Below are 13,005 nucleotides of genomic sequence, written 5' to 3'. Positions count from 1 at the left end.
GGCTGAGACGCCGGCGACTGGTACTCAGTCGCCAAAAGGTGCCCTCCCCGCAGCGACAGGGTGAACCTGCCGCCCCAATCCTTACCGGGCAACTACCGCGTAGAAATCGCGGGACAAACCGGCTTGGTCGCGCGCTGAGTCGTTGAACGGCGGCTTCAGCGCTCCGCGAAAGTGGCGGGCGACGAGGTCGTGCCAGAGCGCTTCCGGCTCGAATCCTTGGGTTGCACAGGCCGTTCGGAACCAGCGGACGCCGGTCGCGACATGGCCGATCTCGTCGGATAGAATGCGGTCGAGGACGGTGGCCGAACGCGTGTCGCCGAGGGCGGCGAAGCGGTCGCGGATGGCTGGCGTGACGTCGAGGCCACGCGCCTCCAGCACCATCGGGACGATTGCGAGGCGGGCGAGAGCATCATGCCGCGTCTCCTCCGCCGCCTCCCAGAGGCCGTCATGGGCGGGGAGGTCGCCATAGGCGGCACCGAGCGCGCGCAGGCGGCGGGCGACCAGCGCGAAATGGGCGGCCTCCTCGGCGCCGACGCGCAGCCAGTCGTCGGTGAAGGCGCGGGGGAACTGGTGGCCGAAGCGGCCGATGATGTCGAAGGCGAGGTCGATGGCGTTGAACTCGATATTGGCCACGGCATGGAGCATCGCGATCTGCCCGCGCGTGGAGCCGAGCCGGCCGCGCTTAGGCATCCGGTTGGGGGGCAGGAGTTCGGGCGCTTCGGGTCGTGCCGGGCGATCGGGCATGGTGAGGTCGAAGGTGAAGGCGAGGCGTCCGGCTAACCACTCGCGCGCGGCCTTGCGCGCGGCGAGCGCCTTGGCGCGCGGGTCGGCGGTGGTGAGGACCGTGTGGGCGGCGGTGGCTACTGATCCTTCCCGGCACGGCGAGGGGGACCGCTCGCCAAAGGCGGGTGGTGGAGGGGGGGCGCCGCCAAACATGCGGCTCTCTTGCTGCGCGCCCCCTCCACCAGCCTGCGGCTGGTCCCCCTCCCCGTGCCGGGGAGAATGGTCAGGCATGCTTCAGCGACTCCGCCGCCGCCAGCACCGCCTCGGCATGACCGGCGACCTTTACCTTGCGCCAGGTGCGGGCGATGCGGCCGTCCTTGTCAATGAGGAAGGTGGCGCGTTCGATACCCATGTACTTCTTGCCGTAGAGGCTCTTTTCCACCCACGTGCCGAACGCCTCACAGACCGAGCCGTCGAGATCGGAGGCGAGGGGGTGTTTGAGGTCGTATTTGGCGATGAACTTTCCGTGCTTCTTCTCGTCGTCCCTGGACACGCCGAGGATGCCGGTGTCGGCCATGTCGAACGCGGCCTTCAGATGGGTGAAGTCCTGCGCCTCGCGGGTGCAGCCGGCGGTGTCGTCCTTGGGGTAGAAGTAGAGGACGAGCGCTCGGCCGCGCAGTTCCGCGAGGCTCAGCTTGCCGCTCTCCGGCGTGGTCAGCGTCACGTCCGGGGCCAGGTCACCTTCGTTCAGCATCGTCTTCTCCCACGATCGTCCGCCATTCCGCAGACACCCTCTGCCGCGCGGCGTGATAGCCGGCAAGCAGGCTGGCCCAGTCCGCCGCACCGCACGCGCGAGCGACGAGCGCACGGGCGCTTTCGGGTGGCTCGTCCGATTTCGGCGCAATGAGACGGAGCGTCACCAGCAGACGGGTGAGGAGGCGGTTGTCCTCGATCGTCGTGGGAGGGAGGAGATCCTCCTCGATCAAGGCGGCGAGCGCCTCTTCCAGATTGGGCGTCAGGCCCTTGCGGCTGCGCAGCTGTTCGACATGGGTGCGGAATTCGAGATCGACCAGGCCGCCGGGCACGAGCTTGACGTCGAGATCGCCGGAATGGGGTTTGTGGGTGGCGACATCGCGCCGCATCTTCACCGCGTCGGCGATCAGCGCGGTCTCGTCACGCGGGCGGCGCAGCGTGTCCCCGATCACCGCCTCCACCTCGGTGCGGGCGGCGGGTGGGCCGTGGATGACCCGTGCGCGGGTGAGGGCCATATGCTCCCAGGTCCAGGCGCTTTCCGACTGGTAGCGGGCGAAGCTGTCGACCGAGACGGCGAGCAGGCCCTGGTTGCCCGAGGGGCGGAGGCGGGTGTCGACCGAATAGAGCGGTCCGCTGGCTGTCGGCACGCTGAGCGCGGCGCTGACCCTCTGGGCGAGGCGGTTGAAGTATTGGGTGGCGCCGAGCGGCTTCGCGCCGTCCGATTCCGCCGCGAAGTCGCCGGTGAAGAGGTAGACCAGATCGAGGTCCGAGGCGTGGGTGAGGATGCCGCCACCGAGCCGCCCAAGCGCCAGGATGACGAGGCCGCCGCCGGGCACGCGCCCGTGCGTGCGCTCGAACTCGACGGTGGTGGCGGTCGCGAGCACCTCCACGGCCGCCTCCGCGACGCGCGAATAACCCGCGCCCGCGTCGATCGGATCACGGGTGGTGGTGACGATCTGGGCACCGAGGGCGAAGCGTGCCTCACCCACCGCGACGCGGATGCGGTCGAGCGTCGCCTGATAGTCGTCGCCCTGTTCGCCGCGTGTCCAATTCGCAACGAGATCAGGGACGGAGGGGGGCAGATCGAGCGCGGTCGCGTCGAGGAGGCCATCGAGCAAAGCAGGGCGGCGGGCGAGGTCCTCGGCAAGCGCGGGTGCCTGGCTGAGGATGACGGCGAGCATCTCGCGCACGGCGGGCTGTGCATCGAGCAGACGAAACAGGCTGACGGTGCCGGGCAGGCGGGCGACCATCTCGTCGAAGCGGTTGATCGCCGCCTGTGGATCGGGCGCGCGGCCGAGTTCGGGCAGGAGGTCGGGAAGGACGGCCTCCAGCGCCGCCTGTGCGGCCGGGCTGCGCGCGGCGGCGGAACGGCCGGCGCGCCAGCCGGTGAGCAGGCGAGCGGCATGGGCCGGGTCGGGAAATCCGAGGTCCGTCAGAAAAGCGTGTAGACCCTCGGTGTCCTGGGGCACCGCGCCATCCTTGGGCGGGTCGAGGCGATCGTAGATGCGGCCAACCTCCGCCACATGGGGCGTGAGCAGGGTGACGAGATCGGCGCCGTTATCGAGACCGTGGAGGCGGGCGACGTTATCGAGCGCCTCGGCGCTTTCCGGCAGGCTGTGCGTCTGGCGATCGTCGACCATCTGCAGGCGGTGCTCGATGGTGCGGTAGAGGCGGTAGGCGCCCGTGAGCCTCTCCGCTTCGCCCGGTTCGATGCGGCCGGCGGCGGCAAGCGCGGCGAGCGCGTCCAGCGTTGCCGGCGTGCGGAGCGAGGGGTCGCGGCCGCCGTGGATCAGCTGGTGGATCTGGGCGAAGAACTCGACCTCGCGGATGCCGCCGCGCCCCCGCTTCAGGTCGAAGCCGGGGCCGAGCGCCTGCCCACGCGAATAATGGTCGCGGATGCGTTGCGAGATGGCGGTGATCTCGCCCATCGCGCCGAAATCGAGCGCCTTGCGCCAGACGAAGGGGCGGATGGCGGAGAGGAAGCGTTCGCCGAGCGCGACGTCGCCCGCTGCCGCGCGGGCGCGGATGAAGGCCGCGCGTTCCCAGGGGAGGGCAAGGGATTCATAGTAGCTGATCGCACCGCCGACCGGCACGGCGAGGCCCGTCGCCTCGGGCGCGGGGCGGAGGCGGAGATCGACGCGCAGGACATATCCGTCGGCGTCGCGGGTCTGCAGCAGCTCGACCACGCGGCGGGCGATGCGGACAGCGGCTTCCTCCGGCTCCTCGCGCGGGCGGCGGGGCAGGGTGTCGGGATCGAACAGCAGGATCGGGTCGATATCGGAGGAATAGTTCAGCTCCCGACTGCCCTGTTTGCCGAGCGCGATGGCCACGAAGCCGGCGGGCTGTGCGTCCGGCGTGCGCTCCGCGATCGCGGTCTCGATTGCGCGATGGAGCGCCCGGTCGGCGAAGTCGGTGAGGTGAGCGCAGACTTGTTCGAGCGGGAGCACGCCGGCGACGTCGCCGATAGCAACTGCGAGCGCGACACCCTGACGCTCTCGGCGGAGCGCCTGCGCTGTGCCCGCTCCCTCCATGGCCAGTCCGGCACTTGCCTTCAGCGCGGCGGCCACGCCCCCGAATCCGAGGGCTTCGGAAACCGTCGGGAGCCGATCGATCAACCCGGCCAGAAATGGCGCGTGACGATGTGCGCGTTCGAGCGCTTCGGCAATCGGAGACGTCACGGGCGGTTGCATGAGTCGAGATTCATGACCCACCCGCGAAACATCCGCCAATGTCAACCGTTTTATGAATATGATGGCTTACGAGAGACGACATATTTCACCGACACGGGCGCGCGAGGCGGTTGAGGATGCGTATGCGGCATCGCTCGGCCTCGGCAATGCGCTGCGCGACGCGTACCGACCTGCGGAGAGCGGGGAGCGCGTGTTCAGAGACTTACTGGCGCGGCTCCATTGAACCCGGCCCGGCCGCTCAGCGATCGCGGCTGAGTTCGTCGACTTCGTCCATGATCGTCTGGAGTGCGGTCTGGTCCGACGTGACCTGCTCGCGACGGGACGGCAGCTTGCCCTCCGACAGCAAAGCCTCAAGCGCGACGCGGCCACGAGCCACACGGCTCTTGATCGTGCCGACGGCGCAGCCGCAGATCTCGGCCGCTTCCTCATAGGCGAAACCGCCCGCGCCGACCAGGATCAGCGCCTCCCGCTGCGGCTGGGGGAGGTGCATGAGGGCGCGCTGCATGTCGCCGAGTTCGACATGGCGATCCTGGCTGGCCGGCGCGGCGAGGATCTTGCTGGCGGTCACGTCGTCCCACTCGCCCTTGAAGCGCGCGCGGCGCATCTGGCTGAGGAACAGGTTGCGCAGGATGATGAAGGTCCATGCGCGCATGTTGGTGCCTGCCTGGAAACGCTGTCGCGCGGCCCATGCCTTCAGCAGGGTTTCCTGTACGAGATCGTCGGCAAGGTCGCGATTGCCCGACAGCGAGCGGCCGAAGGCGCGGAGATGCGGGATCACCTGTGCCAGCTGCTTCTTGAACTCGTCATCGCTGAGCGCAACGTGTTCGACCGGCGCGGCAGTCGCGCCGTCTTCGAACTCGTCGTCGTTATCCGCCATCAGGCCCCCGGGCAAAATCGCACCCGGCGCCGGATGCTGTGTAACAGATAGGGACGTGTCCGCCGCGAGACCACCCGAAAACGACGTGGCCATTCGATCAGGCCCAATATCCGAGCACGACCGCGAACGCGATCACAACGAGGATGAGTGAGATCAGAAGGACATAGCGGACAATGCCGGGTGTGGAGCCGGCCCGCGCCTCAACCTTGTCAACATGCTGCGGATCGTCGTTCATCCCCGTGCTCCTGAAGGCCACCGTTGCGGCGTCGTTACGGATGCAAACGAAGGCTTGGGGTGCGGGTTCCCTGACCAGAACCCGGAGTTTAGAGCCTTTCGATCTCGGCGAACTCGCATACGAAAACGCCGTTCGCCCCGAGCTTGTCGAAGGGCCGGCACAGGCGCTTCGACAGGCTCAGCGCGAACGGCCGAGTGGAAGGCAAATCCTAAGATTAAGCCGAAGGCACCGTCTGTGCGTCGAAGAACAAAGCCTGGCTGATCGCCGCCTTCACAGTCGAGCGCTGGAACGGCTTGGTGATCAGGAAGGTCGGCTCCGGCCGCTCGCCGGTCAGCAGGCGTTCCGGGAAGGCGGTGATGAAGATCACCGGCACGTTGAACTGCGACAGGATATCCTTCACCGCGTCGATGCCCGAGCTGTCGTCCGCAAGCTGGATGTCGGCGAGGACCAGGGTCGGGCGGCTGGCCATCGCCTGCGCCACCGCCTCGTCGCGGGTGACGGCGACGCCGGTGACGCTGTGGCCGAGATCGCGGACGATGGTCTCGAGGTCCATCGCGATGATCGGCTCATCCTCGATGATGAGGACGTCGGCGCGGGTCTGCCGCTCGATCTCGGCCATCGCCTCGGCGACCAGCTCCTCGATCTCGGTGGCGTCGGTGCCGATCAGGTAGGCAGCGTCCTCCGGCGTGAAGCCTTCCATGGCGGTGAGCAGCAGCGCCTGGCGCGAACGCGGCGTGATGCGGGACAAGCGCGCCTGGGCGATGCCCTCGGAGGTTTCCTCGAATCCCGCCTCGTCGCGACCCTCAGCATCGCTGGTCGACGACCAGATCACCTGGAATGTCCGGTACAGGCCCAGGCGGGGATCGACGTCGCGCGGGAAATCCTGCGGCGCGGCCACGATCGCCTCCAGCGCGGCCCGGACATAGGTGTCCCCATGTGCCTGGCTGCCGGTCAGGGCGCGGGCATAGCGGCGCAGGAAGGGAAGGTGGGGAGCAAGTTGCTGGCCGAGCGACATCTGTAAGGTGACCTCCTGGTCGGTGATATGCGGCGTTGTGAGGATGTGGGCCCGGCTTTTCAAGCCAGACCTCCGGTACTTTGCTGTCCCCGCCACGCCCTCGTTTCAAATGTACCGGGTAGGGAACAACCGGCCGAGTTTTTTGTTTCCATGCCCGCGCGCGCATTTTAAGCGCAGACTTTAACATGCCGCAGGTTATGCGGCGGACGGTGGGACGCGCAGGGTTCTGATGGGGGTTTCGGCATTGGCAGTTTCCAAGAACGGCTCGGACGAAAAGCCGGCGCCGCCGCGTAATCCGAAATCCGCGCGCAAGGCCGGGAACAAGGAAGTCGGTCAGGCGCTTCGCAGTGCTTATGACCAGACCGTCAACGAAGATGTGCCCTCCGATCTGCTCGATCTGCTGGGTAAATTGTCTTGATCTGTATCTAGTGCCCGCGCCGGTGAGCGGCGTTGCGGGGTAGCGGGACGTGTCGGATACCAGGAGTGAGCCGGTAGAGGCAGAACGGTGGGGCGGCGGATGGGCGCACCCGCGTGTCGCCTGGGCACGATCATCGACGGCGATCCGACTTCTCATCCTTCTAACCCTGGCGCTGCTGCCGCTCGGTCTCATCGCCATCTTCGCTTCGATCGATGCCGCCAAGACGGGCCGTGAGGCGCGCGTCGACGCGGTCGAACTGAGCGCCGAAAAGAGTGCCGAAACCCTGACATCGTCGCTGACAAGGAGCGCCGCATCGCTGCGGGCGGCGGGTACGGCGCTGTCGCTCAACCGGGCGGGGCGCAGCACCTGCGCGCGGACGATCGCACAATTCGATTCCGAGCAGAGCGAATGGGGTCGCTTCGCGATCTTCGCCGAGGACGGCCGGCTGCTCTGCGCCAGCCCCAAGTTCAGACCAGAGGCGCCGGGCGCTGCGAGTGCCGACGACGATTTCGACGCGCACATCACGCCCGAGGGTGACGGCCTCCGCCTGTCGGTTCCCGGCATCGCCGGCACGGGGCAGGTCGTGGCCGAGTTCCCGCGCGAGGCGATCGTGGAGATGACGCGGCCGCGCGAGGCGACCGGCGCGTATCAGGTGCGCCTGATCGAGGGCACGCGATCGATGCTGGTCGCGTCCGTCGGGCGCGCCGGCGCGCTGGACGAGCAGATCGTCGGATCGGCACCGGCCTTCGACGAGCAGCTCCGGCTGGAACTGATCGTGAGCAGCCCACCCATCCGGCCGATCGAGCTGGTTCTGATGATCCTGCCGATCCTGATGTGGCTGTCCGCCGGGTTGATCGGGTGGATCGTGGTCAACAGCTTCATCCTGCGGCCGCTCCGCCAATTGCAGCGGGCGGTGAACGCCTATCAGCCGGGTGATGCAAGCGTGGCGACGCCGGCCGCATGGACGCCATCGGTCGAGATCCTCGAGCTTGCCCAGGCGTTCTCGCATCTGACGGCGACGGTTGCCCGGCATGAGGCGGAACTGGAAGCGGGGCTGGCACGGCAGACGCGGCTGACCCGCGAGGTGCATCACCGGGTCAAGAACAACCTGCAGGTCGTCGCCAGCCTGATCCACCTTCACGCGCGGGGCGCGCTGAGCGAGGAAACCGCCGAGGCCTATGCCTCGATCCTGCGGCGGGTGGATGCGCTCGCGATCGTCCACCGCAATCATTACGCCGCGCTGGACGAAAGCCGGGGCGTAGCGGTGCGCGGCCTGCTCGGCGAGCTTGCTGCCAATTTGCGGGCGACGGCCGGCCCCAGGCACAGCCGCATGTCGATCCAGGCGGAGATCGATACGCTGCACGCTTCGCAGGACAATGCGGTCGCGATCGCCTTCCTGTTCACCGAGGCGGCGGAGCTGGCGATGCTGATCGATCCCGCGGCCGCCATCCGCATCCAGATGCACCAGATCGGGCCGGCGCGCGCGCTGCTGACCATGTCCAGCCCGGCCCTGCGCCCCAGCGAGGCACTGCACGACTATCTCGGCGAGCGGTTTGGCCGCGTGTTCGAGGGCCTGTCGCGCCAGCTTAGATCCAAGCTGCAGCGCGACGAGGAGGCGGGGTCGTTCGCCGTCGAGGTCGGGGTGATCGACTGAGGTCTAGCGCGGCGGGCTGCCGGTCCAGCCGCCGCCGATCGCCTGGATGAGGGCGACGGCGGCAGTCTGCCGATCGAGCTGCGCCGTCACCGCCGTGCGGCGGGCGGAGAGGGCGGTGGTCTGTTGCAGAATGACGTCGGCATAGCCGATCTGGCCGGCGAGATACTGGTTCTGGCTGATCTGCTCGGCGCGGTCCGCCGCTACCGCCGCCGCGCTCCGTTCCTCGGCAACGCGTGCGAGGATGAACGCGGCGGAGAGCTGGTCCTCGACATTCTGGAAGGCGGTGAGGACGGTCTGGCGATAGGTCGCAACCGCCTGTTCATGGGCGGCGCGGGCCTGGGTCACGCGGGCGGAGCGCGCGCCGAAATCGAGCAGGGTCATCACGCCGTTCAGGCCGAAGGACCAGATCGAGCTGGCGGTCTTGAACAGGTCCGACAGCGCGCTCGACTGGTAACCGACATCGCCGCTGAGACCGATTGTCGGGAAGAATGCTGCGCGCTGAATGCCGATCGCGGCATTGGCGGCGGCAACCCGGCGTTCGGCGGCGGCGATGTCGGGCCGGCGTTCCAGCAGGGTCGCGGGCAGGATCGCGGGGACGGCGGGCACCGTGACCGTCCATCTCGGTTGCTTGGCGAGCACGAAAGTCGACGGGTTCTCGCCGACCAGAACGGCGATGGCGTGTTCGAGCACGGCGCGCTGGCGGCCGAGATCGGCAGCGTCGGCACGCGCGCTGCGCAACTGGGTCTCGGCCTGCAGCACGTCGATGCGGCCGGCGACGCCCTGATTGTAGCGATTGGTGGTGATGGTGAGCGCGCGCTGATAGGCCTTGGTCGTTGCGTCGAGGAGGTCGATCTGCGCGTCGATCGCGCGGAGCTGGACGTAGTTCAACGCCAGCTCGCCCTGAGCGGAAAGGGTGGTGTTCGCGATGTCGGCCTGGCTCGCCTCGGCCTCCCCCCGCGCCTGGGTCACGGCGGAGCGGACCGCGCCCCAAAGGTCCGGTTCCCAGCTTGCCCCGATCGACGCCTCGTAGCGCTTCGACCCGCCGCTCCGCACCACGCCGCTGCCGCCGACGATCGAGGTCTCGCCTTCTCCGAAGGTGCCCGCCTGGGTGTAGCCGGTGTTGAGGGTGAGCGTCGGGAAGAGGCCGGCCCGCTGCTCCTTCACCAGCGCGCGGGCCTGATCATAGGCGGCGACGGCGGCGGCGATGTTCTGGTTGTTGCGGGCGACGCGCTGTTCCAGGTCGCTGAGCACCGGGTCGTCGAAGAGCGTCCACCAGTCGCCGCGCAGGGCGGCGTCCTGCGGCGAGGCAGGCTGCCAGCCGGGCGCCTCCTTGAACGAGGCTGGGATCGCGACGGTTGCGGGCCGCTCGTATTTCGGTGCCATCGAACAGGCACCGAGCAGGAGCAGGGGGAGGAGGGCGCGGGTCTTCATGCGAGTGCGGGCTTCTGTTCCGGAAGGGTGCGGGGGCGACGGCGGAAGCGGTCGAGCACGAGGTAGAGGACGGGGGTGGTGAGGAGCGTGATGAACTGGCTGGCGATCAGCCCGCCGATGATCGTGAAGCCGAGCGGGCGGCGCAGTTCCGCCCCGTCGCCGAAGCCGATCGCGAGGGGAAGCGCGCCCAGCCCGGCGGCGAGCGTCGTCATCAGGATCGGCCGGAAGCGGAGAAGCGAGGCCTCGCGGATCGCCTCGTAGGGCGACAGGCCGCGATCGCGTTCGGCGGTGAGGGCGAAGTCGATGATCATGATCGCGTTCTTTTTCACGATGCCGATCAGCAGGATCAGGCCGATGATCGCGACGAGGTCCAGCTCCATGCCGAACAGGCCGAGCGCGGCGAGCGCACCGAGGCCGGCGGCCGGGATGGTGGAGAGCACGGTCAGCGGGTGGATCGCGCTTTCGTAGAGGATGCCGAGCACGATGTAGATGACGACGATCGCCGCGCCGATGAGGAGCGGCATGGTCGCCGTGGATTCGCTGAACACCTTGGCCGTCCCCGCGAAGCTGCCGGCCACCTGATCCGACAGCCCCGCTTGCGCGGCGATCTCGCGGATGCGGGTGGAGGCCTCACCGAGCGAGACGCCGGGCGCGGTGGAGAAGGAGATGGTGGTGGCAGGCACCCCGTCCTGATGGTTCACCTGCGACGCTGTGGCGCGAATGTCCCAGCGGGCGATCGAGGAGAGCGGGGTCATGATACGGGCCGTGCCGCTCACCGCCGCGCCGGTCGGATCGTCGCTGCCCGAGCCGCGCTGCGGCGTGGCGGTCTCGGTGGTGGTGCTCGCCGCGTCCGAGGTGGCGGTCGGCAGGTAGACCTGGGCCAGCGCCTCCGGCCCGCCCTGGAAGCGACGATCGACGCCGAGCACGACGCGGTACTGGTTCAGGCCGGAGTAGATCGTCGCCACCTGACGCTGGCCGAAGCCGTTGTAGAGGATCGAATCGATCGTCCGCTGGTCGATGCCGAGGCGGCGGGCGGCGTCGCGATCGACATCCAGAAAGACCTCCGCGCCGCCATCTTCCTGATCGAGGTCGATGTCGGTCAGGATGCGCTCCTTCTTCATCGCCTCGGCCATCTTCGTGCCGGCGCTGTCAAGGACGGCGATGTTCTCGCCCTTCAGCGTATATTGGTAGCTGGCATTGCCGCTGCGCCCGCCGATCCGCACGTCCTGCACGGGGTTAAGGAAGACCGAGACGCCGGTCACCTTGGCGAGTTGCGGGCGCAGGCGCTTGATGACGTCCTGTGCCGCCTCTCGCTCCGACCGGGGCTTCAGCGACAGGAACATGTACCCGCCACCGGCACGCGAACCGCCGGTAAAAGCGATCACTGTATCGACAGCCGGGTCCTTGCGGATGATCTCAACGATGCGGCCGAGCTTGTCGCGCATCGCGCCGAAGCTGATCGAGCGATCGGCGCGTAGCCCACCCTGCATCATGCCGGTGTCCTGTTGCGGGAAGAAGCCGGTCGGCACGCTCAGGAACAAGGCGACGTTCAGTCCGATCGCACCCAGGAAGAGGAGCAGCGTCGCCGCGCGGTTGGCGAGCGCCCAGTCGAGGCTGCGTTCGTAGACGCGGTGGAGGCGGTCGAACTGCCGTTCCGCAAAGTCGGTGAAGCGGTTCGGCTTGGGTTGATCGGGCAGGATGATCGCCGCCAGCATCGGCGTGGTCGTCAGGCTGATGACAAGGCTGATCATCACCGCGACGGTCATCGTGATGGCGAACTCGCCGAACAGCCGGCCGATGATCCCGCCCATGAAGAGGAGGGGGATGAACACCGCGACGAGGCTGACCGAGATCGACATCACGGTGAAGCCAACCTCCTTCGCGCCGAGGAACGCCGCCTTACGCTTGGGCACGCCCTCTTCAACATGGCGCATGATGTTTTCGAGGACGACGATCGCGTCGTCCACGACGAAGCCGGTGGCGACGGTCAGCGCCATGAGAGACAGGTTGTTGAGGCTGAAGCCGAGGAGGCTCATCGCCGCGAGCGTGCCGGAGATCGAGACGACCACCGCGACGAAGGGCACGATGGTGGCGCGGATCGATCGCAGGAAGACGCTGACCACCGCGACGACCAGCAGAGCGGCGATGACCAAGGTCAGCTCGACCTCGTGCAGCGAGGCGCGGATCGTCTTGGTCCGGTCGGACGCGACCTCCAGCTTCACGTCGGCGGGGATCGCCGCCTGAAGGACGGGGAGCTGCTCCTTCACGCCGTCCACGGCGGCGATGATGTTAGCGCCGGGCTGTCGCCGGATGACGACGGTGACGGCGCGCTGGCCGTTGAACAGGCCGGTGGTGCGGATGTCCTCCGGCCCGTCCCACACGGTCGCCACATCGGCCAGCTTGACCGCGATGCCGTCGCGCCAGGCGATGACGATGCCGCGATAGTCCGCCGCCTTGCGGCCGGCAGGGTCGGTCTCGATCTGCCAGGCCGTCTTCGTGTTCTCGACAAAGCCGCGCGGGCGGTTGGCGCTGGTCGAGGAGATCGCGGTGCGGACGTCCTCCAGGCTGATGCCGTATTGGGCGAGCGCCAGCGGGTTCATGTCGATGCGCACGGCGGGGAGCGATCCGCCGCCCAGCTCCACCTCACCTACGCCCGGCACCTGGGCGAGGCGCTGGCTGATCAGGCTGGAGACCGAGTCGTAGATCTCGGCCGGCGTCCGGTTCTCGGAGGTGAGCGCGAGGATCATGATCGGCGAGTCCGCCGGGTTGACCTTGCGATAGGTGGGGTTGGTGCGGAGCGTGGCGGGCAGATCGGCACGCGCCGCGTTGATCGCCGCCTGCACCTCCCGCGCGGCGCCATCGACGCTGCGGTCGAGATCGAACTGCAGGGTGATACGGGCGGAGCCGACGTTGGAGGAGGAGGTCAGCTCCGTAACCCCCGCGATCGTGCGAAGGCGGCGTTCGAGGGGGGAGGTGACGCTGTTCGCCATCGTCTCCGGGCTGGCACCGGGGAGGGATGCCTGCACCTGGATCGTCGGGAAGTCGACCTGCGGCAGGGCGGCGACCGGCAGCACGAAGAACGCCGCCACGCCGGTCAGGAACAGGCCGATGGTGAGGAGGAGCGTGCCGATCGGGCGGCGGATGAACGGTGCGGAGAGGTTCACCGCTGCATCCTCCCCATCGCAGATGGGGAGGGGGACCATCCGAAG

Annotated in this window: 10 protein-coding genes; 2 read left to right on the top strand and 8 right to left on the bottom strand. The window is 68.2% G+C overall.

What is annotated here, in order from left to right; all coding sequences use genetic code 11:
- Positions 1-81: 81 nt before the first annotated feature.
- From ACM608_RS11955 to ACM608_RS11930, 6 genes are all read right to left on the bottom strand, one after another.
- On the bottom strand, positions 82-936 hold the full coding sequence (locus tag ACM608_RS11955; RefSeq protein WP_419683440.1) for a ferritin-like domain-containing protein: 855 nt from the start codon (positions 934-936) through the stop codon (positions 82-84).
- 70 nt (positions 937-1,006) lie between these two features.
- Positions 1,007-1,477, bottom strand: a complete 471-nt coding sequence (locus ACM608_RS11950) for a peroxiredoxin (protein WP_419683439.1) — start codon at positions 1,475-1,477, stop codon at positions 1,007-1,009.
- Positions 1,461-4,166 carry a bifunctional [glutamine synthetase] adenylyltransferase/[glutamine synthetase]-adenylyl-L-tyrosine phosphorylase gene (locus ACM608_RS11945; protein WP_419683438.1) on the bottom strand — a complete coding sequence of 902 codons (2,706 nt, stop codon included), beginning with the start codon at positions 4,164-4,166 and terminating at the stop codon, positions 1,461-1,463. Before ACM608_RS11945 ends, ACM608_RS11950 begins: the two co-directional genes overlap by 17 nt.
- Positions 4,167-4,404: 238 nt before the next feature.
- A complete protein-coding gene (locus tag ACM608_RS11940; RefSeq protein ID WP_419683437.1) occupies positions 4,405-5,043 on the bottom strand; it encodes a sigma-70 family RNA polymerase sigma factor in 639 nt (212 codons plus the stop codon).
- A 97-nt stretch (positions 5,044-5,140) separates the two neighbouring features.
- Positions 5,141-5,278: a hypothetical protein gene (locus ACM608_RS11935; RefSeq protein ID WP_419683436.1), complete on the bottom strand. Its 138-nt coding sequence runs from the start codon at positions 5,276-5,278 to the stop codon at positions 5,141-5,143.
- A gap of 214 nt (positions 5,279-5,492) precedes the next feature.
- Entirely contained in the window at positions 5,493-6,293 is an 801-nt protein-coding gene (locus tag ACM608_RS11930; RefSeq protein WP_419685188.1) for a response regulator, read from the bottom strand.
- Positions 6,294-6,522: 229 nt separating this feature from the next.
- On the opposite strand from ACM608_RS11930, the gene ACM608_RS11925 reads away from it, so the two are divergent.
- The gene (locus tag ACM608_RS11925; RefSeq protein ID WP_419683435.1) at positions 6,523-6,711 is read left to right on the top strand and encodes a NepR family anti-sigma factor; all 189 of its coding nucleotides are present in this window, start codon (positions 6,523-6,525) and stop codon (positions 6,709-6,711) included.
- Positions 6,712-6,760: 49 nt separating this feature from the next.
- The gene (locus ACM608_RS11920) at positions 6,761-8,365 is read left to right on the top strand and encodes a sensor histidine kinase (protein WP_419683434.1); all 1,605 of its coding nucleotides are present in this window, start codon (positions 6,761-6,763) and stop codon (positions 8,363-8,365) included.
- Between the two features lie 3 nt (positions 8,366-8,368).
- On the opposite strand, the gene ACM608_RS11915 is transcribed toward ACM608_RS11920, so the two are convergent.
- Both ACM608_RS11915 and ACM608_RS11910 read right to left on the bottom strand, forming a co-directional pair.
- On the bottom strand, positions 8,369-9,796 hold the full coding sequence (locus ACM608_RS11915) for an efflux transporter outer membrane subunit (RefSeq protein WP_419683433.1): 1,428 nt from the start codon (positions 9,794-9,796) through the stop codon (positions 8,369-8,371).
- On the bottom strand, positions 9,793-12,960 hold the full coding sequence (locus ACM608_RS11910; protein WP_419685187.1) for an efflux RND transporter permease subunit: 3,168 nt from the start codon (positions 12,958-12,960) through the stop codon (positions 9,793-9,795). Before ACM608_RS11910 ends, ACM608_RS11915 begins: the two co-directional genes overlap by 4 nt.
- Positions 12,961-13,005 lie beyond the last annotated feature (45 nt).

This window comes from Sphingomonas sp. ID0503 (assembly GCF_048565625.1).
Lineage (GTDB): Bacteria > Pseudomonadota > Alphaproteobacteria > Sphingomonadales > Sphingomonadaceae > JBLZUR01.
Note: the sequence above shows the minus strand (reverse complement) of the source record. Positions and strands in the feature narration are given on the sequence as shown.